Source organism: Sphingobacterium lumbrici, from assembly GCF_006476045.1.
GTDB classification, from domain to species: domain Bacteria; phylum Bacteroidota; class Bacteroidia; order Sphingobacteriales; family Sphingobacteriaceae; genus Sphingobacterium; species Sphingobacterium lumbrici.
On sequence record NZ_SRZY01000032.1, the window covers coordinates 69,180 to 93,092 of the forward strand.

Annotated in this window: 20 protein-coding genes and 1 tRNA gene; 8 read left to right on the forward strand and 13 right to left on the reverse strand. The window is 40.4% G+C overall.

The window, feature by feature from the left end:
* The first annotated feature begins 156 nt into the window (after positions 1-156).
* The 4 genes from E4F24_RS13130 to E4F24_RS13145 all read left to right on the forward strand — a co-directional run bounded on the left by E4F24_RS13130 (position 157) and on the right by E4F24_RS13145 (position 6,086).
* Complete coding sequence (locus E4F24_RS13130; protein WP_140939547.1) at positions 157-1,935, forward strand: ABC transporter ATP-binding protein; 1,779 nt, start codon at positions 157-159, stop codon at positions 1,933-1,935.
* 124 nt (positions 1,936-2,059) lie between these two features.
* A complete protein-coding gene (locus E4F24_RS13135) occupies positions 2,060-4,039 on the forward strand; it encodes a DUF3857 domain-containing protein (RefSeq protein ID WP_140939549.1) in 1,980 nt (659 codons plus the stop codon).
* Complete coding sequence (locus E4F24_RS13140; protein ID WP_140939551.1) at positions 4,032-5,945, forward strand: DUF3857 domain-containing protein; 1,914 nt, start codon at positions 4,032-4,034, stop codon at positions 5,943-5,945. The genes E4F24_RS13135 and E4F24_RS13140 overlap by 8 nt, the downstream gene beginning before the upstream one ends.
* 67 nt (positions 5,946-6,012) lie before the next feature.
* Positions 6,013-6,086: transfer RNA gene (locus tag E4F24_RS13145), tRNA-Ala, on the forward strand.
* A 75-nt stretch (positions 6,087-6,161) separates the two neighbouring features.
* Here E4F24_RS13145 and E4F24_RS13150 read toward each other — a convergent pair.
* From E4F24_RS13150 to E4F24_RS13175, 6 genes are all read right to left on the reverse strand, one after another.
* Positions 6,162-7,448: a DEAD/DEAH box helicase gene (locus tag E4F24_RS13150; RefSeq protein ID WP_140939553.1), complete on the reverse strand. Its 1,287-nt coding sequence runs from the start codon at positions 7,446-7,448 to the stop codon at positions 6,162-6,164.
* A gap of 152 nt (positions 7,449-7,600) precedes the next feature.
* Positions 7,601-7,864, reverse strand: coding sequence for a 50S ribosomal protein L27 (rpmA, locus tag E4F24_RS13155; protein ID WP_136820188.1), 264 nt, complete (start codon positions 7,862-7,864; stop codon positions 7,601-7,603).
* A 43-nt stretch (positions 7,865-7,907) separates the two neighbouring features.
* Positions 7,908-8,219 (reverse strand): 50S ribosomal protein L21, encoded by a 312-nt coding sequence (gene rplU, locus E4F24_RS13160; protein WP_136820187.1) that lies wholly within the window; start codon positions 8,217-8,219, stop codon positions 7,908-7,910.
* Between the two features lie 208 nt (positions 8,220-8,427).
* The gene (locus E4F24_RS13165) at positions 8,428-9,654 is read right to left on the reverse strand and encodes a Glu/Leu/Phe/Val dehydrogenase dimerization domain-containing protein (RefSeq protein WP_140939555.1); all 1,227 of its coding nucleotides are present in this window, start codon (positions 9,652-9,654) and stop codon (positions 8,428-8,430) included.
* Positions 9,655-9,672: 18 nt separating this feature from the next.
* A complete protein-coding gene (gene hppD, locus E4F24_RS13170) occupies positions 9,673-10,800 on the reverse strand; it encodes a 4-hydroxyphenylpyruvate dioxygenase (RefSeq protein WP_140939557.1) in 1,128 nt (375 codons plus the stop codon).
* A 32-nt stretch (positions 10,801-10,832) separates the two neighbouring features.
* Positions 10,833-11,990, reverse strand: coding sequence for a homogentisate 1,2-dioxygenase (locus E4F24_RS13175; RefSeq protein WP_140939559.1), 1,158 nt, complete (start codon positions 11,988-11,990; stop codon positions 10,833-10,835).
* A 309-nt stretch (positions 11,991-12,299) separates the two neighbouring features.
* Here E4F24_RS13175 and E4F24_RS13180 point away from each other — a divergent pair, with 309 nt between their 5' ends.
* Together E4F24_RS13180 and E4F24_RS13185 are read left to right on the forward strand one after the other, a co-directional pair.
* A complete protein-coding gene (locus E4F24_RS13180; protein ID WP_140939562.1) occupies positions 12,300-13,274 on the forward strand; it encodes a fumarylacetoacetate hydrolase family protein in 975 nt (324 codons plus the stop codon).
* Positions 13,275-13,332: 58 nt separating this feature from the next.
* Positions 13,333-14,190: a flavin reductase family protein gene (locus E4F24_RS13185; RefSeq protein ID WP_140939564.1), complete on the forward strand. Its 858-nt coding sequence runs from the start codon at positions 13,333-13,335 to the stop codon at positions 14,188-14,190.
* Positions 14,191-14,240: 50 nt separating this feature from the next.
* Here the strand turns inward: E4F24_RS13185 and E4F24_RS13190 are convergent, their stop codons facing one another.
* From E4F24_RS13190 to E4F24_RS13855, 6 genes are all read right to left on the reverse strand, one after another.
* Positions 14,241-15,413 carry an NRAMP family divalent metal transporter gene (locus E4F24_RS13190; RefSeq protein WP_140939566.1) on the reverse strand — a complete coding sequence of 391 codons (1,173 nt, stop codon included), beginning with the start codon at positions 15,411-15,413 and terminating at the stop codon, positions 14,241-14,243.
* Complete coding sequence (locus E4F24_RS13195) at positions 15,410-16,168, reverse strand: LamB/YcsF family protein (protein ID WP_140939568.1); 759 nt, start codon at positions 16,166-16,168, stop codon at positions 15,410-15,412. Before E4F24_RS13195 ends, E4F24_RS13190 begins: the two co-directional genes overlap by 4 nt.
* Positions 16,161-17,120, reverse strand: a complete 960-nt coding sequence (locus tag E4F24_RS13200; RefSeq protein ID WP_140939570.1) for a 5-oxoprolinase subunit C family protein — start codon at positions 17,118-17,120, stop codon at positions 16,161-16,163. The genes E4F24_RS13195 and E4F24_RS13200 overlap by 8 nt, the downstream gene beginning before the upstream one ends.
* Complete coding sequence (gene pxpB, locus E4F24_RS13205; protein WP_216629185.1) at positions 17,110-17,805, reverse strand: 5-oxoprolinase subunit PxpB; 696 nt, start codon at positions 17,803-17,805, stop codon at positions 17,110-17,112. Before pxpB ends, E4F24_RS13200 begins: the two co-directional genes overlap by 11 nt.
* 377 nt (positions 17,806-18,182) lie before the next feature.
* A complete protein-coding gene (gene folB / locus E4F24_RS13210; RefSeq protein ID WP_140939572.1) occupies positions 18,183-18,545 on the reverse strand; it encodes a dihydroneopterin aldolase in 363 nt (120 codons plus the stop codon).
* Positions 18,546-18,697: 152 nt separating this feature from the next.
* Complete coding sequence (locus E4F24_RS13855) at positions 18,698-18,856, reverse strand: hypothetical protein (RefSeq protein WP_181182491.1); 159 nt, start codon at positions 18,854-18,856, stop codon at positions 18,698-18,700.
* Positions 18,857-19,076: 220 nt separating this feature from the next.
* Here E4F24_RS13855 and E4F24_RS13215 point away from each other — a divergent pair, with 220 nt between their 5' ends.
* Entirely contained in the window at positions 19,077-19,817 is a 741-nt protein-coding gene (locus E4F24_RS13215) for a 3-keto-disaccharide hydrolase (protein WP_140939574.1), read from the forward strand.
* A gap of 97 nt (positions 19,818-19,914) precedes the next feature.
* A complete protein-coding gene (locus E4F24_RS13220) occupies positions 19,915-22,116 on the forward strand; it encodes a S9 family peptidase (RefSeq protein WP_235891227.1) in 2,202 nt (733 codons plus the stop codon).
* A 52-nt stretch (positions 22,117-22,168) separates the two neighbouring features.
* Here E4F24_RS13220 and E4F24_RS13225 read toward each other — a convergent pair whose 3' ends face one another.
* Positions 22,169-23,857 (reverse strand): protein-disulfide reductase DsbD family protein, encoded by a 1,689-nt coding sequence (locus E4F24_RS13225; RefSeq protein WP_235891230.1) that lies wholly within the window; start codon positions 23,855-23,857, stop codon positions 22,169-22,171.
* Positions 23,858-23,913 lie beyond the last annotated feature (56 nt).

The window sequence follows — 23,913 nt, forward strand, 5'->3', positions numbered from 1 at the left end:
ATATCAACACTTAGTGTGTGCTCCATACAATTTATATGCACACTCGCACAAACTTAAGCGAAGCATTCTTGGGCACAAAAGGCAAACATTCCCATGAAAAAACAATTGCTTTTATATACAACGCAATTTATCTAAGTTTGTAGTCTTAAAGCATAAATGAAAGAACTCGCATACCTTAATAAATACTTTTACAAGTATCGCTGGCATTTGGTTCCTGGCGTTATATTCGTCATTATTTCCAATTATTTCGGCATTCTACCCGCAAAAGTAATACGAGAAGCGTTCGATTTAGTCAAAGAAAATATCGACTTATACAGACTGTACAATGGCTTTGAAAGACAAGATATCATTTACAATATCTTTGGAAGCAGTTTACTTTTCTTCGGAGCGGTAGTACTTTTGCTCTCTTTAGTTCGTGGAATTTTTCTTTTCTTAATGCGTCAAACGATTATCTTAACCTCAAGGCGTATAGAGTACGATTTGAAAAATGAGATTTATGCACACTATCAAGATTTAGATTTTTCTTTTTTCAGAAAAAACAATACCGGAGATTTAATGAATAGAGCTACAGAAGACGTGAACCAAGTGAGAAATTACCTCGGTCCGGCTATTATGTACGCCATTAACACCATTGTACTTTCCATCATGATCATCTACGCCATGTACGATGTCAATCCTACCTTAGCCACCTACGCATTATTACCCATCCCTATTATCTCTTTTATTATTTTATTTATAAATCGCATCATAAACAAAAGGAGTACGCGTATTCAGGCTCAACTTTCCAAATTATCTTCTTTCGTACAAGAAACATTTTCAGGTATCCGCGTGATAAAGACCTATAATCGCGAAGCAGATAAAATGGATGAATTTGCAAAAGAGAGTAACATATACCGCAACACATCCCTGGACTTAGTACGCATACAAGCTATTTTCTTTCCCTTGATTATCTTTTTAGTGGGATTTAGTACAATTATCACCGTGTATATCGGAGGTATTGAAGTAAATAAGGGAACCATTACAGCCGGCAACATTGCCGAATTTATCATGTATGTAAATCAGCTCACATTCCCTGCTATGGCCTTGGCGTGGGTTACTTCTCTTATTCAACGAGCAGCCGCATCTCAAAAGCGAATAAATGAATTCTTAAAAACACAGCCCGAAATAAAAAACGGCATAACCAACCGTACATTACAGGGGGATATCGTTATAGAGAACCTGTCCTTTACCTACCCTGAAACAGGGATAAAGGCCATAGACAACCTGAGTGTACATATTCCTGCCGGAAAAACCCTAGCCGTAATTGGTAAAACAGGCTCTGGCAAATCGACTTTAGCTAATTTATTGCTTCGCATGTACGATGCAGATCAGGGAACAATCAAATACGATAATACAGCTATTGAACAATACAACTTTAAAAACCTGCGTCAACAAGTGGGATTCGTACCGCAACAGGTATTCCTGTTTTCCGATACTATTGCGAATAATATTGCTTTCGGATTGGACGAATGTGAAGATGAACGCATAGAACAAGCAGCGAAAGATGCTGCTGTTTATGAAAATATCATAGCATTTGATAATGGATTCCAAACACATATCGGAGAAAGAGGTATCACCTTATCAGGAGGTCAAAAACAACGTGTTTCTATCGCCCGGGCCCTAGCTAAGGATCCAGAAATATTGATATTTGACGATTGCCTATCTGCCGTAGATACCAAAACCGAAGAAGAAATACTTCACAATCTCGGTCGTATCATGAAGGGAAAAACTTCTATTTTCATTGCACACCGCGTTTCCACGATAAAAAATGCAGATCATATTATCGTACTTGACAATGGCAGGATTGTTGAGGAAGGCGATCACAACGAGTTATTAGCATTAGCAGGTGTATATGCTGAACTTCATGAAATGCAGCTGCTGCAAAGTGCAGATTAAAACCAAGCCTGTTCATCTTCCTGAGAGCAACCGGGATCCCCACCCAAAAGTCACAACTTCTTGTTTGACCGATAAATAATTCTTATCTTCCTTCCTTCATAAGTTAACTTTTATTGCACCCCGTATGAGGACTATACTTCTCCTTTTAGGAATATTATTCTGTCATTTTTCTTTTGGACAGTTTGTCGAGCTTGACCCAATTAGACACAGTGATTTTTCAATCGATTACGCCCAGCTCGATAGCAATGCGCGTGCTGTAGTCATATCAGAACTAGGAAAAACAACGATAGACCTCGTAGAGGCAGAGCGGTCTATTCGTGTCCTGCACCGCTATGCAATCCGAATTAAAATAAATAAAAAAGAAGGATACGACAAGGCTAATATCTCCCTTCCCCTTTATAAATATGGCAGCGACTTCGAGACGATAGAAAACATAAAAGCCAAAACGTATAATCTAACAGAAAATAAAATTAGCATTTCGGAGCTGAAGAGTAAAGATATCTATACAGAAAATAAAACACCATTCCTCAGACTAAGCAAATTCACCTTGCCTGATGTACGCGAAGGATCAGTCATTGATATTGAATACACGATTACCTCACCCAACATTTTCAATTATAGAAGCTGGGAATTCCAATCCGATATCCCAAAACTTAAAAGCACCTATATCGCGATGATTCCGGGACTATACAAATACAATGTGACCCTTCGGGGAGCCCTGAAATTGGAAGACATAAAGTCCAAGGTAATACGGGAATGTTTCCGGGTTGGAGGAGCAAAATCCGATTGCTCTGAACTAACTTACTCCATGAAAAACATCCCCGCCTTTGAAGAAGAGGACTATATGCTATCTCCGCAAAACTACATTTCTGCCATCAATTTTGAAATGGAAGAGGCTCAACATTTGAACGGTTCGAAACAAACCTATACAAAAAAATGGAGCGATGTAGACCGCGAATTGATGACCGAGAAGAATTTTGGCGGCCAGATAAAAAAGACCAAATTTTTTCTTGGAACCCTTCCTGACTCCATACTATCACAAACAGACCTGCATTTAAAAGCAAAACTGATTTATTCCCATATACAAAACAGGATAAAATGGAATAATGTATACGGAAGATACAGCCAGTTTGGCGTAGAAGAAAGTTATGAAAAAAGATCCGGCAATGCGGCCGATGTAAATCTGGCGCTCATAGCCGCGCTAAATGCGGCAAATCTAGAAGCCTATCCTATACTCGTTTCCACCCGTGAAAACAGCCTGCCCAATCCACTACACCCTGTTTTATCCGACTTCAACTATGTCATTGCGGGCATCAAAATCGGTAATGAAACGATACTAGCCGATGCCAGTGAAAATTTATTAATGTTTGGCGAGTTACCTATACGCTGTATAAATGAAAGAGGGCGTATCATTTATTCCCGAAAATCATCCGAATGGATTCCTCTGGAAAACAAAACGAAATCCTCGACCGCTTATTCTTTCAGTGGGAAATTAGATCTTTCGGGGAAATTAATTGGCAGCCTGACCATCACCTACGATGGGTTGGATGCACTTCATAAAAGAAAAGAAATATTAAGGTACCCTTCCTTTGAGGAGTACGAAGAAAAATTAGATGAACGATTGACAAATATGTCTTTAGCAAATATAGATATACAGAATCTGGAAAATCCTGATCTTCTATTATCCGAGCAGTTTGATGTGGTAGTCGATATCTGGAACTCCAATATTCGGCCTAATACGGTCTTTAACCTCAACCCTGTCTTCATCAACCGCATCACTCGGAATCCGTTTAATTTAGATGAACGGACATACCCCGTAGACCTCGGATCAAAACGGGAAGAGCGACACCATTTCAGCATCACCCTCCCTGAAGGAATCACTGTTCAATCCAGTCCGAAAGCAACTAACCTTACCCTTCCCGATGGTGTGGCACGATACGTTTACAAAAACAGTATAGATGATAATGTGTTGGTCGTACAGCAGAGTCTTTCCATGAATAAAGCCATCTACGACACAGATGAATATTTCTTTTTAAAGGAGCTGTTTTCGCGAGCAATCCAACACTTGAAAGTTGACTATATTTTAAAATACAGTAATGAATAACCAGCCCATCTTAACCTTTTTTTTATTTCTATCTATCCAGTTTAATCTTCTTGGGCAGGAGTATGCTATGGAGAAGATACCCCCTGCATTAAAAAGTCGTGCCACAGCAATAGTACGGCATGAATCCATCAACATGGATATGAGGAATGAGAACAACATCGTAGAGTCCGTAACCCGCGCCATCACCATCTTAAATAAAGCTGGCGAATCCCGTGCCGAATTACGTCTATTTTATGACAAAAGCAAATCCATCAAAGAAGTGAAAGGTGCCGTATACAATGAGTTTGGTATTCAAACGAATAAATTCAGCTTAAAAGATTTTAAAGATTACAGCGCGACGGGACAGGTGAGTATGTATGACGATATCTGCGTAAAACATTATAAACCTTCCACCCTGGCTTATCCATACACTATTGTCTACACCTATGAAATAAAACACAGTCAAAATCTTTTTATCCCGTATTGGAGGCCTAATTATTATTCCGATATGGCCGTCGAAAGAAGCAGTTACCAATTTCAATGTCAACCCCAGCAGGTCCTGCGTATCAAAGCGGAAAATATCCCTTCTGAAGCGAAAGTAGAAACAACAGATAAATCCAAAACCTATACCTGGACAGCAACTAATCTTTCTGCACGTAAAGATGAACCATTTTCACCCATAAAATATGCTGAAGAAATATGTGTAAAAATCGTGCCCGAAAATTTCAAATATTACAAAAAAGGGGGACAGGTGAATGATTGGAAACAATTTGGAAAATGGGTTTACGACGATCTGTTAAAAGACAAAAAAGATCTTCCTCAGGCTGCCAAAAACAACGTGCAGGATATCATCAAAGATATCGAATCGCCTAAAGCGAAAGCAAAGGCACTGTACGAATACATGCAAAACAAAACACGATACATCAGCATACAGGTAGGAATAGGTGGCTTAGAACCTTTTCCGGCATCCTATGTAGAACGATTAGGATACGGCGACTGTAAAGCTTTAGTAAATTATATGCAGGCTCTCCTCGACGAAGCAGATATCCCCTCCTATTACTGCATCGTGGAGGCGGGCAATGCCAAGAAAAGTCTGGATACCGAATTTGCAAATGTGGCAGATGGTAATCACATTATTCTTTGTATACCTTTTGAAGGCGACACAACATGGCTTGAATGTACAAGCCAAAAACAACCTTTCGGATTCTTAGGAGATTTTACCGATGACAGACTCGTACTGGCTTGTACCGAAGAAGGCGGAAAAGTCCTTCATACACCACAATACAATTGGGCGCAAAATCAACAAATCAGAAATGCAGTTCTCCATATCCAACCTGACGGAACGGTGACCGGGCGCGTCAAAACGACTTTTAGCGGCGCTCAGTTTCACAATCATTTTAACAATATTTTTAAAAATCCGGTAGACCAAAATAAAACGTTAAAAGAGTATTATGATGTGGATAATATATACTTCAATAAAGTAAATTATGAAATCAGCGACGCAGATGGTCCGGTTGTGGTCGAAGAACTGGACATCAACATTAAGAGTTATGTTGTAAAAAGCGGTAACAGCATCATTATACACCCGAATATTTTCAATATATCGCGGACCATTCCAGAATCTAGAAACCGTAAAAATCAACTTTATATCAATCGGGGATACACTGATGTCGATGAATTGATCTTTGAACTTTCTGAAGAAATCAAGGAAAAAATCATGCCTGTACACAAAGTTTTGGAAAGCCCAATGGGGGCATACCACCTGGCAATAAAACAAGAAGACAACCGGATTCATTTTTACAGAAAATTAGAAATCAAGGAAGGCCTTTATGCCTCAGAAGATTACCAAAAATATTTCGATTTCATGAAAGAGGTTTCGGCATCGGACAAAGGGAAATACAATCTCCCTCTTGCAGTAAACGAATAATAATTTACTTTAATAGGGCAATCAACTTGCATATAAAATTGAATTTATCTATACTTGCAGAATATAAGGGGGATTAGCTCAGTTGGCTAGAGCGTTTGGCTGGCAGCCAAAAGGCCATCGGTTCGAATCCGATATTCTCCACCCCGTTTAAACATACAAGAAGAGGGATCGCTTTTAGCAATCCCTCTTTTTTATACGCATTTACTATATAACAGTTTATGCCTGTCTTCTTCGTCGTTCTTTACTCGTAGGTTTGTTTTTACGATGACGGTTATCCGGTCTTCCTGTAGCAACAGCAGCAGGCTTGCCTTTTCCACCTTTGCCCGCTTTTACATTCACCGACGATTTAGCCACAAAACCAGGCGACATCGTAAGTCCTTCCATTTCCATAACCGGAAGTGCTATTCCGATCGTTTTTTCAATATCCTGTACATATGGTATTTCTTCTACATCACATAATGAAATGGCAAATCCTTCTGCCCCGGCTCTACCGCTCCGACCAATACGGTGCACATAAGATTCCGGCACATTCGGTATTTCATAATTGATTACATATTTCAATAAGTCAATATCAATTCCTCGCGCTGCAATATCCGTAGCCACCAATACCTTTATTTTTTTACTCTTAAAGTCTTCTAATGCACGTTGACGTTGATTTTGAGATTTATTACCATGAATAGCCGCTGAAGAAATCTCATATTTAAACAGAAACTTCACCAATTTGTCAGCGCCATGTTTCGTACGTGTAAATACCAAAACACTGTCTTGAACATCATTCTTTAACAACTGCAAAAGCGCTTTATTTTTATTTGCCTTCTCTACATAATATAGCGTTTGCTGAATAGTTTCGGCCGTTGTAGATTCTGGTGTCACTTCAACCTTCACCGGTTTGTGCAATATGCTATCAGCAAGACTCTGAATCGCTTTAGGCATTGTCGCCGAAAAGAACAAGGTTTGACGATTCTGCGGGATAACCTGCAATACCCTCTTCACATCATGAATAAAACCCATATCCAACATACGATCCGCTTCATCCAGGACGAAGATTTCAATCTGGTGAATAGATAATACTTTCTGGTTCATCAAATCCAGTAACCTTCCCGGTGTGGCTACTAAAATATCAACACCTGCTTTTATTTGATTCACTTGGGAGAATTGGTTTACCCCACCAAAGATAACAGCATGTTTCAATTTTAGGTTTTCACCATACTCTTGAAAAGATTCATCAATCTGAATTGCCAATTCCCGGGTTGGGGTTAGGATCAAGGCACGGATAGTACCTCTTTTTTGACCTTGCGGTTTTGTATTATTTAGTAGTTGGAGGATAGGGATGGCAAATGCTGCCGTTTTACCTGTTCCTGTCTGTGCACAGCCAAGTAAATCTTTTCCTTTTAGGACTTCCGGTATCGCTTGTGCCTGTATCGGCGTCGGTGTTTTATACCCTAATGTATCAAGTGCTGCAAGAATAGGCGCACTAACCTTTAAATCTTTGAAAGTTGTCATTCAATAATTTTAAGACAATAAACATATTGTCTAGTGAATATTTTACTTTCAAATCCGTGTGAAAGTAGCACGAAATAGAACTGAAGTCTATTCAAAAAAACAAAGCCGTTAAGCAAAAAACTTAACGGCTTTAATTCGTATTGTATCAATTCTTAGTTTTGTTCAACAGGAAGTACTGAAACATAAGATTTGTTGTTCGCTTTTTTACGAAAAACAACCGTACCTTCTACTAAAGCGTATAATGTATGATCTTTACCAATACCGACATTAGCATCAGGGTTGTGTTGCGTACCACGTTGACGAACAATGATGTTTCCGGCGATAGCTCTTTGACCACCGAAAATTTTGATACCTAACCTTTTACTGTGTGACTCACGGCCGTTCTTAGAACTACCCGCACCTTTTTTATGTGCCATTTCTTTATCTTAATTTATGACTTTCGTCAGATTAAAAATTCAATTATAAACTGATACCAGTAATCTGGATTTTAGAAAATTGTTGACGGTGACCGTTTTTCTTCTTGTAGCCTTTACGACGTTTTTTCTTAAAAACGATAACTTTATCACCTTTTAAATGAGACAAAATCGTAGCCGAAACTTTAGCACCTGAGATACTTGGCGTACCTACAGTAAATTTACCGCCATCTTCTGCTAACAATACGTTGTCAAATTCAATACTAGCGCCTTCTTCTCCTTGTAAACGGTGCACAAAAAGATACTGGTCTTTTGCAACCTTAAATTGCTGTCCTGCTATATTTACTATTGCGTACATTGTTATTTAATATATTTTGTTAATATTTAATGAACCGCAAAGATAGACGTTTCTTTTTAATCTTGCAAGTATATTTTAAACTCCTTTCTCTATATATTAGAAATAGGGGCGTTATGCACCAACAACGTAAAGGCAAATAAGTAAAAATAGAAATATCGAAAAAAGGGGCTTTAATTATCATCGAATTAAAACCCCTTTTTATGAAACACTAAACGAGCTGATTGAGGGCTATCTCGTAGGCTTTAGAAGAAATATTTGTCCGATCTGTCGAAAGGTTTCGAATATCCTGTAAAGCCTTTTGGATAACCTTTGACACATCCGAGAATAACGCATCATCACTAATTTCAACACTTGTCTGCATCAGATAAGCAAAAACTCTAGCCATGCCACAATTGGCAATGAAATCAGGAATTACCGCCACCTGTTGATCAGCATATTCCATTACCGGACCGTAAAAGATCTCTTTATCAGCAAAAGGCACATTGGCTCCACTAGCTATAAGTTCTAATCCATTATCAACTAGTTGCTGAACATTGTTCTTGGAGACTAACCGAGAAGCGGCCGCGGGCACAAAAATCTCGGCTCCAACACGCCATACCTCCTCCTGCATTTGTTCGAAAGACAACATATCTGAAGAAACAAGCTCATTACCATTGCGATTCAAAAACAATTGTGTAATTGTTTGTTCATCAAAGCCGTCTTTATTCATCAATCCGCCATTGCGATCTATTATCCCAACAATGCGTACACCTAATTTCGAAAGGTAAAAAGCAGCAGCAGCAGCAACATTTCCCCAGCCTTGGATTATCGCTCTCTTACCGTTACAACCTGTTGCATATAAGTCGTAGAAATGACGAATAGATTCGGCTACACCATACCCCGTAATCATATCAGCAACCTTATATTTACGCTTCAAATCCGGACTATACGCAGAGTCCTCCAACACTTTAGAAACACCATAGCGCAACTGACCTATTTGGTGAATCCGCTTACTCTCACGAACATTGAAATGCCCATTCAATACACCCTCCTGCGGATGCCACAGGCCATACCTTTCCGTCAGGGGGATCACATCGTGAATCTCATCCACATTCAAATCCCCTCCTGTTCCGTAATAGTTTTTAAGAAGCGGTGTTACCGCCTTAAACCATCGGTCCAGAACCTCCTTCTTTCTAGGGTCAGAAGGGTCAAAATTAATCCCAGACTTAGCTCCCCCTATAGCAGGCCCTGAAACCGTGAATTTCACTTCCATGGTTTTAGCAAGGGATTCTACCTCATTTCGGTCCAACCCCAGACGCATACGTGTCCCACCACCAGCGGCTCCACCACGCAACGAATTGATAACAATCCAACCTTCAGCTTCTGTCTCACTGTCTTTCCATTCAAATACAATCTCGGGTTTTTTATATTCAAAATCCCTAAGTAGTTCTTTCATAAATTAATTTAAAATTGCCTATAAATTACCTCTCTTTTCCTGTTCCCGTTCAATAGCTTCAAAAAGAGCTTTGAAATTACCTGCTCCAAAACTTTGTGCTCCCTTACGCTGAATAATCTCGTAAAACAGGGTCGGCCTATCTTCAACGGGTTTGGTAAAAATCTGAAGGAGATACCCTTCTTCATCCCTATCAACTAAGATCCCTAAATCCTGAATAATCTTGATTTCCTCATCAATCTCACCGACGCGATCGGGCAACATATCATAATAAGCTTCAGGTGGTGCACTCAAAAACTCAACACCACGGGCTTTCAATGCTTTGACAGTAGATACGATATCTTTCGTCGCCAAAGCAGCATGCTGCACGCCTTCTCCTTCATAAAACTCAAGGTACTCTTCAATCTGAGATTTTTTCTTTCCTTCGGCAGGCTCATTAATCGGAAATTTAACATAGCCATTTCCGTTGCTCATCACCTTACTCATTAACGCCGAATATTCAGTATTGATTTGCTTATCATCAAAAGACAGGATATTTACAAATCCCATTACATTTTGATACCATTCCACTGTTTCGTTCATTTTGTTCCAACCCACATTACCTACGCAATGATCTACATACAGCAATCCGGTTTCCGCTGGATTATAGTCACTGGCCCAAGCCTCGTATCCGGGCATAAAAATCCCGTTATAGTTTCTGCGCTCTACAAACATGTGTACTGTCTCGCCATAAGTATAAATACCGGCGGTCCACACTTCACCATTATTATCTTTCGTACATATAGGTTCTTGGTACACGCTGGCACCTCGCTTTGTTGTTTCTTCAAACGCTTTTCTAGCATCATCAACCCAAAGGGCCAATATCTTCACCCCATCACCGTGCTTCTTCACATGCTCCGAAACAGGATGGTCAGAACGCAAGGCTGTTGTCAATACCAATCTAATTTTGTTCTGTTTCAACACGTATGAAACACGATCTCTAACTCCTGTTTCCGGTCCTGCATAAGCTTCAGACTGAAAACCAAAAGCGGTCTTGTAATAATGTGCAGCCTGTTTAGCATTACCTACATAAAATTCAATGTAATCTGTACCGTTAATTGGCAGAAAATCCTGTGCTAACGCAATTTTCTCCGCAAAAGTATTTGCCATGATATTATATTATAGTTTATTTAATTAGTTACTTAACTCATCCATGATTTATAATAATCGGGATCTTCCAAAGCCAACGCCTCTTCCGTCAGCATAAGCGGTCTGAAAGGATCGATCATTACAGCAAGCTCGTCTGTTCTGGTCTGCCCTATACTCTTCTCGACAGTACCAGGATGCGGGCCATGTGGTATTCCTCCCGGATGCAACGTAATCTGTCCCTTCTCTATCGAATTGCGGCTCATAAAATCACCGTCTACATAATAAAGAAGCTCATCGGAATCAACATTACTATGATTGTAGGGAGCAGGAACCGCCAAAGGATGGTAATCGTACAACCGGGGACAGAAACTACATAACACAAAAGCATCGGTTTCAAATGTTTGATGTACCGGTGGAGGTTGATGTAACATACCTGTTATCGGCATAAAGTCGTGAATCGAAAAAGCCCAGGGATAATGATAACCATCCCAACCGATAAAGTCAAAAGGATGACTACCGTAAATATAAGGGTATATCAATCCTTGTTTTTTGATCTTCACCTCAAACTCACCCAGTTGATCATGGGTCTCAAGATTTTCAGGCACCCGTATATCCCTTTCGTAAAAAGGAGCATGTTCCATCAATTGCCCGAACTCGTTACGATAGCGCTTTGGTGTACGCACAGGCGAAAAGGATTCCACGATAAGCAAACGATTATCCGTATCCTCAAAATGAATCTGATAGATTGTACCACGAGGTATGACCAGGTAATCGCCATAAGAAAAGGGGATTTGACCATAGCCTGTTTTAAGGACTCCCTTTCCTTCATGAATAAAAATAATTTCGTCAGCCTGACTATTTTTATAAAAATAATCCTCCATAGATTGCCGAGGGGCTGCTAACGAGATATGCAAATCCTGATTAACAAGCACCGGTTTTCGGCTGTCTAGATAATCGTCTGCCGGGGCTAAAGAAAACCCCTTTAGGCTAGTATGTTTAAGATGTCTTTCCCGCGCAATCTTGGGCGAAACGTCATAAGGATCACGTATCTGCCTTACCAAGGTCGGAGGATGGCAGTGATACACTAAGGAGTAGACACTCGAAAATCCGTGCGTGGACACTAATTCTTCAGCGTATAAATCGCCGTTTTCTTTCTTAAATACAGTATGTCGCTGTGTGGGAACTTGCCCGAGTTTATGATAAAATGTCATAATTCTCTGGTTTAAAACAGTTAAAAAAAATAGATATGAAAATACTCAAATGGTATATTACGAGCTACAAAAGTTGTTGTCTTAGTACTGAGCAAATACAATATCCGCTATCATCGCTTTAATAAAAGCAATCAATCCTATGGATAACTTCGAATTATGTAAGCCAAGATCGTACATAGTTGGGTTTATAATGCCATAAAGATAAAAATGATTTCCAATATTCTAACAACATGTATTAAAAAAAATGCAATTTTATATATATTTGCAGCGTAAATCTATAATTGAACCCGCATTAACACCCGTCTTTTTATGAGAATTGTAACATGCCTTTATCACGACACAGAACACTTAGCCCTGCTGGTTGAAGACAAAATATACCTTTGTTCTGAATTGAGCACACAACTTCCAACCAAAATGCAGACCTTTCTTCAAGGCGGTAATCAAAACATGGTCAACCTGAAGCAGATTGAAATAAAAATAAAGGAAGAAAAAATCAAAACAAATTGTATACACGTCTCAGAAGTAAAACTATTGGCCCCGGTCCCCCATCCTTCTTCGTGTAGAGATGCGTACGCATTTAGACAGCACGTATCGACTTCAAGACGCAATCGTGGCTTAGAAATGATACCCGAGTTTGATCAATTTCCGGTTTTTTACTTCACCAACCACCAAGCTATATATGGCCCCGGTGATATTCCCTGCATGCCATTACACATGGGACAGTTAGACTTCGAACTTGAGGTTGCCATAGTCATAAATAAGAGAGGGAAAAATATAAAAGCCTCCGAAGCGGACGAATATATAGCAGGCTATATGATTATGAATGATATAAGTGCCCGAAAGCTGCAAATGGAAGAGATGAAACTAAATCTAGGCCCTGCCAAAGGAAAAGATTTTGCAACGGTAATTGGCCCTTGGCTCGTAACGAAGGACGAGTTGCAGATTTATAAGACTAATCCCCCAGAAGGCCATATTGGCGACTGTTATAACTTAGAGATGACCTGCAAAGTCAATGACAAACAAGTGTCCTTAGGTAATCTTGCTGACATGGACTGGACATTTGCTGAAATTATCGAACGGGCATCCTACGGTGTAGAACTCTTCCCTGGTGATGTAATAGGCTCTGGAACAGTAGGAACTGGTTGTTTTTTGGAACTCAACGGTACAGGAAGATTGCAAAACCCTACACATATAGACCAATGGTTAGTAGACGGCGACAATATCGCTTTAGAAGTAACTGGCTTGGGTAGACTCGATAACAGAATTATCCTACTTCCTGACTAATTTTGTAAAATTTATTGAGCATTAAGACTATAACATTAGCACATTTAAAACACAAAATATGAATACAACCATAAGCTTTGATCCAAAAAAAGATCAAGCTATATTTGACAACCTGATTAAATACGCTATCGCACCAAGGCCTATATGCTTTGCCAGTACCATAGATAAAGACGGACAGGTCAATCTCAGTCCTTTCAGTTACTTTAACTTAATGTCCCATCAACCCCCGGTCTGCATTTTCTCTCCCTTGCGGCGCATGCGTGACGGTTCTACCAAACACACCTTAGAAAATATTTTAGAAGTCGAGGAGGTAGTCATTAACATTGTTAACTACGATATAGTGCAACAGCAATCCTTAGCTAGTACAGAATATGCCAATGGGGTCAACGAGTTTGAAAAAGCAGGTCTTACCCCTATACCATCTGTTTACATCAAGCCCCCTCGGGTAGCCGAATCACCAATTCAACTGGAATGTCGTGTGCAGCGGGTTATTCCCTTAAGTGGTCTACCTGGAGCAGGTAATCTTGTACTTGCTGAAGTACTTTGTATGCACGTACAAGAACACCTGCTAAATGAGAATAATGCTATTCAACAACACGAATTAGACCTTGTAGCCCGATTGGGCGGAGATTGGTATTGTAGGATCACAAAAGAGAATCTTTTCATAGTTCCCAAGCCATTACGCAATTTAGGAATAGGCGTGGATAACCTACCTGAATCTATTCGCCTATCCAAAATTCTTACAGGAAATCATCTCGGCCTTCTGGCAAACGTAGAAGCCATACCGCCATTGGACCATAATATGACTTTAGACATCGCTTTTGATACCGAAGAAAACATGCACGTATACGTGGCACAATTGCTTGATCAAGGCGAAATACAAAAAGCATGGCAAGTGTTACTCAAAACGATATAATAAGATAGAAAATAATTGAATTTAAGTTCGTATTCTGCGTATTTAAGTGATTAAAAAAGATCAATAATTACCCGAATACTCATAAAGGCCATTAACAATACGATTGTCACACCGATAACCGTAAGTGGAAGTGGCTGCTTATATTCTCCGACTATAGCTGATGTATAGGAAGCAATGAGCATCACGCTCAAGGAAATTGGCAAAATGATACCATTGATCGCCCCAGCAATAATCAACAGGTTGACAGGCTTACCTACCACAACGAATATCGTGGTCGAAATCAAGATAAATGCAATAATAATCCAGTTTTCATTTTTTGCAATCTTAGTACTGAATGACTTGATAAACGAGATTGAAGTATATGCAGATCCAATAATAGAAGTGACCGCAGCGGCAAACATCACGAGACCGAACAAGCGATACCCGAAGTTGCCGGCAGCAAATTGAAAAACCGAAGCTGTCGGATTGCTTTCGTCTATTAGTAAACCTCGGCTGATGATCCCCAGGGAGGCTAAAAACAGACAAATTCGGACCAAAGAAGCCACAGAAATCCCCATCACCGCACTCCTGTTGACTTTGGGCAATGCCGCTCTTCCTTTGATACCGGCGTCAATCAGTCTATGGCCACCGGCAAATGTAATATAGCCACCTACCGTACCGCCCACTAACGTAATGATAGCCACAAAATCGATTTTCAACGGAACTACAGTCCTTAACACAGCTTCGCCGACCGGAGGTGCCGAAACGATGGTAATATAGATAATCGCAAGGATCATGATACCGCCCATTATTTGGGTAAACCGATCCATAGCTTTACCTACCTGTCGATTCACAAATACGGTAACAGCTACCAATGCCGCCAGTACGGCCCCGATGGTGACATCCATACCGAATAGTGCTTCAAGACCTAATCCTGCTCCGGCAACATTCCCGATATTAAATGCCAATCCTCCCAAAATAATAAGCAGCGAGATAAAACCGCCAAGTCCCGGAAGAACCATATTGGCTATATCTTGAGCTCGCCTTTCTGAAACCGTAATAATACGCCAGATATTCAACTGTACACCTATATCGATGAGAATAGAAACCAAGATGACAAAGCCGAAACTAGCTCCTAATGAATTGGTAAAAACTGTGGTCTGTGTCAAGAAACCGGGACCTACAGCTGAAATAGCCATTAATAATGCTGCCCCAATAAGCGCCGAAGTAGTCTTATTTTTCATTGTATAGCTATATTTTGTTCTTTTAATGCCTGATGAATTTTTATCGCAAAGTGAATCGCCTCCGAATTGTCCCCGTGAAGACAGATGGTATCCGCTTGGATCTCGACCTCAGTCCCTTGCAGTGAGGTCACCCTTCCCTTCTTTAGCATCTGAATCACTTGATCGATGGCCTGTTGATCCTGCTGAATAAGCGCGTCCTCATCAAACCTGGGTGTCAATGTTCCATCCTGCTGATAGGTACGATCAGCAAAAACCTCACTATACACCATTAACCCTCTATTTTTACCTGCTGTAATTAATTCACTGCCCGAAAGCCCGTAAAGTATCAATGCAGGGTCCGTATCGTAAATGGCCTGCGCAATAGCCTCCGCCAGATCACGCTCTCTTGCAGCCATATTATAGAGCGCACCATGTGGTTTTACGTGATGCAGAGTCGCTTGCTGAACTTTAGCACATGAGGCCAAAGCTCCAATCTGATAGACCACCAACTCATATACTTCCCTCGGAGACAAGTGCATCTCGCGTCGGCCAAAACCTACTGTATCCTGAAATCCAGGATGTGCCCCGATGTTTACATGATACTTTAAAGCCATCTGTATAGTCTTCATCATCGTCCCGGGATCTCCTGCATGAAACCCACAGGCAATGTTGGCCGACGAAATATAGGGTAAGATCGCTTTGTCATCGCCCATTATCCAGGAACCAAAACTCTCGCCCATGTCGCAGTTCAGATCTACAGTAAGTCTATTATTCATACTTTAATGCTATTGTCCTTTTCAGTTGATTTAATTGTGTATTTTTATTTTTGAGTAGTCCGTGTGCTTCCGTCAACGCAATCAGTTCAAATGTAATTTGATCCTGCGGTGTCTTTTGAGCCAACAACGGCAAGTCAACCGTAGCGACCTGCCCTATCACCGGATACCCTCCCGTAGTCGGATGATCTGCCATAAGTATAATAGCATTGCCCTGAGGTGGCACCTGAATAGTTCCAAAGGAGACCGCTGTCGATAGCTGCTCCCGTTGATCTTTTATCCGGAGCGGTCCTTCTGATTCCAATCGGTACCCCATCCGGTCCGATTCATTGCTAAGGGTAAATGTATTGAACAAAAAGTTTAAAAGACTTGGGCTATCAAACTGTGCAAAATGAGGCCCTTCTGTAACCCGAATACTCCGCTCCGAAAGGTCCGGGTAGATCGAGGTATCTATACACCATCGAAATTCCCGCTTTGACCCGACATAAGGCCTGCAAAATTTGATTTCGTCCTGCTTTTTCAGCGCACGTCCCTTCCAACCGCCTATCCTCCCTTTCAAATAGGTAGACTTGCTACCTAGCACCTCCGGCACATCCAGACCACGATAAAAACAAATGTAACTCCGACAGCCTGATTTAGGCTTACCGAATGAAAGAACCGATCCTGCCGCTATGAAAACGGGCTTCCACATCGCTACAGACATATTATCTACAGAAGGAGACAAATCAGCTCCTGTTATACAAACCAATTGACCCTCGTCAAAATATAGCGTTGGCCCGAGACTTGTACATTCTATACCGGCTTCGTCTTCATTGTTGCCCAGTATGCTATTCCCTAGCCGAAGGGCCAAAGTATCTATTGCCCCGCTGACCGCTATCCCGTATTTTCGGAATCCAGACCTACCCAAGTCCTGTATGGTAGTCAATAGACCTGTCTTGATTACCCTAACCCCCATTTTCTATTTTTCTGATATGTAAAAACTCATCATACCCGATCGGTTCAAAACGTACGCGATCACCAACTCCAAGAAACGAAGGCTTATCCCGGTTCATGTTGAACAGTTGCAGGGGTGTCTGCCCGATAATCTGCCAACCACCCGGAGTTTCCATTGGATAAACGCCTGTCTGTTCACCGGCAATACCCACTGATCCGGCCTCTATTTTGAGACGGGGCACCTCCTTACGTGGAGCAGCAATACGTTTGTCCATTCCACCAAGATAAGGAAATCCCGGTGCAAAGCCAATCATATATACCAGATACTCACTTTCACTGTGTATACGGATCACCTGCTCTTGGCTCAATCCTGTATAGCGTGCCACATCGGCCAAATCAGGCCCATTATAGAAAACAGGGATTATTTTTTCCAAAGATTGCTGTTCTAAACAGGAAGGTATATTTTCTAGCAGATGTTGAATCACGATTAGCACCGCCTCATACCCAATAGTCAAAGGATCGTAATAAATGGTGATCGTTGTATAGGCCGGAACGTATTCAATAATACCAAGCGTATTCATATTATCCATACAAGCTGCAACATTTCGGATTCGATTATTGACCTCTTTCGAAATAACATCGCCAAAACATAAGACAACCGCATGATCGCCCAAAGGATAATATTTTATGGAATCTGACAAGTTCATGCCTATGCTTTATGATACGATAAAGTCGTCCGTGTAGCAACAATTCATAATTTCTCTTTTATAATCCTTACAAACCTAAATAAACGTATTATGATTAAATAGATCAATACCCGAATCTTACGACCCGACACGTTCTCATCAGGTTAAAAAAAAGAGTCATCCAAGTTAATACAAGTTGTTTTCCATAAAACCCAGATGACAACGTTATTTCCATTAAGAATAGATGACGATTCTTTGCGATGGTATAACGGTCAATGAGAAAGAACAGGAAATCCTTTTTTTTGATCCAGCAGAAATCGCTGCAAGCGCGAACAAATCTTAGCTTAAAGGTTTAAACCTTTCTTTCCTACTATCCAAAACTGTACACCTCCCTCTATTTAATCCCGCATATAATGCAAAGAAACCCTAGAATTTGCTAAATCTCCTCCAAAAGGTGGATTTGTCTTCCGAATGGAAACATCTACACGAGAGACAAAGTTATATTTCTTGAGTACCAGGTCAAGGATATCTTCGGCAGCAGACTCCAATAGCTTCCTTTTTGGAGACATCACCTCTACCAGTACCTGATACAATTCTTCATAATTGACCGTATTTTTCAAATCTTCGGTATCCGGATTTTCGAAAGGAAAACACACTTCTATATCGATATAAAATTCATTACCCAACAACTGCTCTTCTTCATAAAAGCCAATAGGAGAAAAAAAACGAACTTCAGTAAGTGCTACCTTTTGTATAACCATGATCTAATATACGAAAATTCTGACAACACCATACAAGAAATCACTTATGCTCAGAAAATTTGCTAACACACGAATCTTACCAATTGTCTTTATTCTAGTCCTTGCACATACATCCATAATTAAAACCACACGAAATGGTTCAAGTGAACCTGTCAATAACTAATTAATTCGTATTGTTTGGTAATGATAGATGTGTCAGCTATATTTTCTGTGGTATCTGTGTCCGAGATAGTTGATTGTCCCTCCTCTTGCCCCCAGCCTTGTACCACAACGCCCAGAGCAATTACTGCTGTTAAGATTAGCTTTTTCATAATTTATCAGTTTAAAATGGGTCGAATAATTCTTTTAGAAAACTATAATAATAAGCTCCACCTATTTACGAGCTATATGTGTACATTGTGTAGCTTCTTTTATTTCCCTAATAATTTCTATTGTTTTCATAAACGATTAATTTTTGATATTGTTTTTCTGGTTATCGATATAGTTGCCGATAGAAGCAAAATTTTCTAAGTTTATAAAAAAAACAATTCTATGCGCACTAAATCTTATTTTCTGACATTTATCCTAACGGGGTTATTTTTATGTAGCAACGGACAGACCAAATACCAACCCCAAGACACCGAATTCTATACCCCTAAAATCAGAACCGTTAGCACCTCCGGCAATCAGGCACCGAGTGATGCGATTGTACTTTTCGATGGCTCAGACCTTTCCTGGTGGTGCAGCGTAATCGACAGCACAAAAAAAGCCTATTGGCAAATCGAAAATGGAATTCTACAAGTGAAACCAGGAACGGGAAACATTCGTACGAAAGAGAACTTTGAAGATTTCCAACTGTATATCGAGTGGAAAAGTCCCGAGGTAATCAAGGGCGAAGGACAAGGTCGAGGAAACAGTGGTATTTTTCTACAAGGCCACTACGAAATTCAAATTTTAGACAATTATAACAACCCAACCTACGTAAACGGACAAGCAGGCTCACTCTACAAACAGCAGCCCCCTTTGGTCACCGCCGTAAAAAAACCAGGAGAATGGCACAGTTACAACATCCTCTACACGGCACCACGCTATAACAGTGACGGGATTCGGATTCGAAAAGGCAGCGTCACCGTAATCCATAATGATGTTGTCGTACATTACAACACAGAGATCGCCGGAACGACAGAATACATTGGAATGCCTCAGGTGGTCGTTCATGGTGCCGGCCCCATCGTTTTACAAGATCATGGAGACTTGATACAGTTTCGGAATATCTGGCTACGGAAACTATAAAAAGCGGAATAATTCTTAATTTTGCTCAAATTCTAAAAAAATACATGAAATATCCATTATCGCAAAATATACAAATAAAATAATCCGGATATTCTATATGGCAATTAAAAAACAGATTATATACATGATGAATAAATTCCTTGTCTTATTTCTATTAGGCTCTACATGTGCCTACGGTCAGCGAAACTTCACGATAGATGAAACTGTTTATGGTCCGGGAAAATTTGCCCCAAAGACATTAACAGCACAGAAATGGATGTACACAGAAGATGCGTTCACACATCTTGATAGTACCTATCAAAACTTAGTTATTCGCACTGCAAAAAGCAATTGGGTACCACAGAATCTGATTACCTTAGATCAACTCCAGTCTGCTATCACTTCGGTTCTACCAAATGAAAAAATCGAATTGAAATATATTCCGCTTAACCATTCCTGGACAGGAGACCATATATTGTCTTTTCCCGTTCAGAGCGCCCGCCACTCGTATGTAATCGATTACAATACCAAATCCCAAAAAGCTACCCTAAAAAGCAGCACCCCTTCAGGCGTATCCAATACAGAGTATGGAAATGACGGTAGTCGAATTGCATACCTCGTAGGTAACAATATCGAAATCATAGATCCAAATGGACAAAAGATACAGGTAACAAAAGACACCATAGATGGCATTGTTAATGGTAGTGACTACACACATAGACAAGAGTTTGGTATTAATAAGGGTATGTGGTGGAGTCCTGACAACAAAAAGCTATTGTACTACCGAAAAGATGAAACAATGGTCTCCAAATATCCGCTTCCACAATGGGGCTCACGAGTAGCGTCCATAAAAGACATTCGCTATCCGATGGCCGGGATGAAAAGTGAAGAAGTAAGCCTTGTCATTTTCGATACAGATAAGCACGAATACATTACCCTGCAGACCGGAGAACCCAATGAACAATATTTGACTATCGCCACCTGGGACCCAACAGGTCAATTCATCTATGTTGGCGTATTAAATCGCGGCCAGGATCACTTAAAACTCAATCAATACAACGCCAATACCGGTGCCTTTGTAAAAACATTATTTGAAGAAAAATCTTCCACTTGGGTGGAACCTCAGCATCCGCTTACGTTTCTTCCACAAAATAACACACAGTTTCTCTATCAAACTGATAAAGACGGTTACAATCAATTATACCTCTACAATACAGACGGAACATTAATCAGACACTTGGGGCATCAAGATATTATCGTCACCGATCTAAAGGGATTTGACGCCAAAAACCAAAAAGCTTATTATATAGGGGCATCGAAGAACGGGTTGGAAAGACATCTATTTGTCGTGGAGTTGAAATCAGGTAAAACTACCCAATTGACGACATCAAATGGTATACATCAGGCGTCAGTCAGTTCGAGTGGTAACTATATTTTAGATCAGTACAGCAATTTAAATACGCCAAATATCATTCAGATTATTCATACCAAAGATAGAAAGGAGATGCCAATTATTAAGGCTGATAATCCATTTGTCGGAAAAATAAACCTACCTCATATTGAGTTCAAGGAGTTCATCTCCCCAGATGGCAAAACCCCTTTAAATGCAAGGATAACTTATCCCCAAAATTTTGATAAGACAAAAAAATACCCTGTCATGGTCTACCTGTACGGTGGCTCGCACGCACAATTAGTTACGGACAGGTGGCTTGGTGGTGTAGGATATTTTGACCTCTACATGGCGCAGAATGGTTATTTAGTATTCACATTAGACAATAGAGGATCGGATGCCAGAGGAAGAGATTTTACCCGTATTACGCACCGCAACCTGGGTGGAGCCGAGATGGAAGACCAACTAAAAGGTATCGAATACCTAAAATCACTTCCTTATGTCGATACGGATAACATGGGGATATTCGGATGGAGCTACGGCGGCTATATGGCAACTTCTTTTATGACCAAACACAATGAAACCTTTAAGGCTGCTGTCGCTGGTGGCCCGGTTATCGACTGGAAATATTATGAAGTGATGTATGGGGAGCGCTACATGGATACGCCGCAGGAAAACCCGGAGGGTTACACCAAGACATCACTATTAAATAAGGTAGATCGATTAAAGGGCAGTCTTTTAATTATCCATGGCGCACAAGATCCTGTTGTCGTACAACAGCATAGCATGGGCTTTATTGAAAAATGTATCAAAGCAGGCAAACAAGTGGATTACTTCCTCTACCCTAGCCATGAACACAATGTAGGAGGTAAAGACCGTATACACCTGTATGAAAAAATAGCGAAGTATTTTGATTTACATCTTAAATAGGAAAAGCGAGCTTTATTGCTCGCTTTTCCTATTCTATAACCTCAACTATTTATTATTTTCGGTCTTTATACGCTTCAATACCAGATTGTAGAAAAGCAGCATATTCATCAATTTTATAATTAGCACCACTTGAAGGCACAAGGAGCTCACCATCATTATCCACTAAGGCGTATAATGGTTGAGAATTACTTCCGAATTTGGTGATCTGAAAGTCTGTATTCTTTTTACCTACCGTGTTTATTTTCTTTCCTGACTGCGGAGACACATACTGTTCCGATTCCGGAAGCTTTAAATCATGCTCATCCACATATAATTCTACCAGAATAAATTCCTGATTAATCAAATTTCTTATTTTCTGATCAGACCACACATCTGCCTCCATCTTGCGACAATTAACACAAGTCCATCCCGTAAAATCTATCATCAAAGGTTTGTTTTGCGCTTTGGCAGCTGCTAAAGCTTCCTCATAATCGTAGTACGGATCAAATCCTTTAATCGTTGCCCTACTATGAAAATGTGCATAATGCATACGACCACTTGCGTCTGTGCTATGCGTACCACCTGCACTATGCACCGTTGAAATATCAAAATCCTGAGTACCTATAGGTGGCAAGAAAGCGGCTATAGACTTTAAAGGAGCTCCCCACATACCCGGTACCATATATACAACAAATGAAAAAACAATAATGGTTAGTATAGTCCGGGGAACCGACAAATAATTTAGCGGACTATCATGTGAAAATTTGATTTTACCAATAAGGTACAATCCCATCAATCCAAAGATAACAATCCACAGTGAGAGGAACACTTCCCGATCCAATAGCTGCCAATTGTAGGCCAAGTCAACATTAGACAAAAATTTTAAAGCCAGCGCAAGTTCCAAAAATCCTAACACGACTTTCACACTATTGAGCCATCCACCAGACTTAGGCAACGATTTCATCATGGAAGGAAACATAGCAAATAATACGAAAGGCACGGCCAATGCTAACGAAAAACCGAACATACCAACTGCCGGACCCAATCGTTCACCTTTGGTAGCTGCCTCTACAAGCAACGTACCGATTATCGGTCCTGTACAAGAGAATGAAACCACGGCTAGACTCGCGGACATAAAGAACAGTCCTACTAACCCACCTTTATCCGAATTCGCATCAATTTTATTTACAAAAGAACTGGGCAACGTAATTTCAAATGCGCCCAAAAAGGATGCTGCGAAAACAACCAGCAACAAAAAGAAAAGAAAATTGAAAATACCATTCGTAGAAAGCGCATTTAACGCATCTGCACCAAAGGCCATGGTAATCAACATTCCTAAAGCAACATAAATAACGATAATAAATACACCATATAATAAGGCCTGTGAAACAGCTCTCCCTCTGCTACCCGACTTTTTAGTAAAAAAGCTTACCGTCAACGGCACCATTGGAAAAATACAGGGCATCAAGAATGCCGCAAATCCACCGATTAATCCTGCGATAAATATCGCCCACAACGATTGTTTTTCTGCCTGCTCAACCGGTATGCTAACGGCAGCAGCACTTTCGCTTTCCTTTGGCTCTGCTATATCAGCCCCATCTGAGAAAATTATGTCGTCAGAAACATCAATCAATGCTTCCATTTCCTGAGCACCCTGTGAAAATTCAATATCGTCAAACGAAACCAAACTATCCTCTTGTGCGAAACCTGTTCCCTGAAACAGGAAACTCATCGTTAATAAAATTTGAAAAAATATCTTCATCATAATATGTTTTGGATTGATTTTTTTATTTTCAAAAAAGAGGTACCGGCCATACT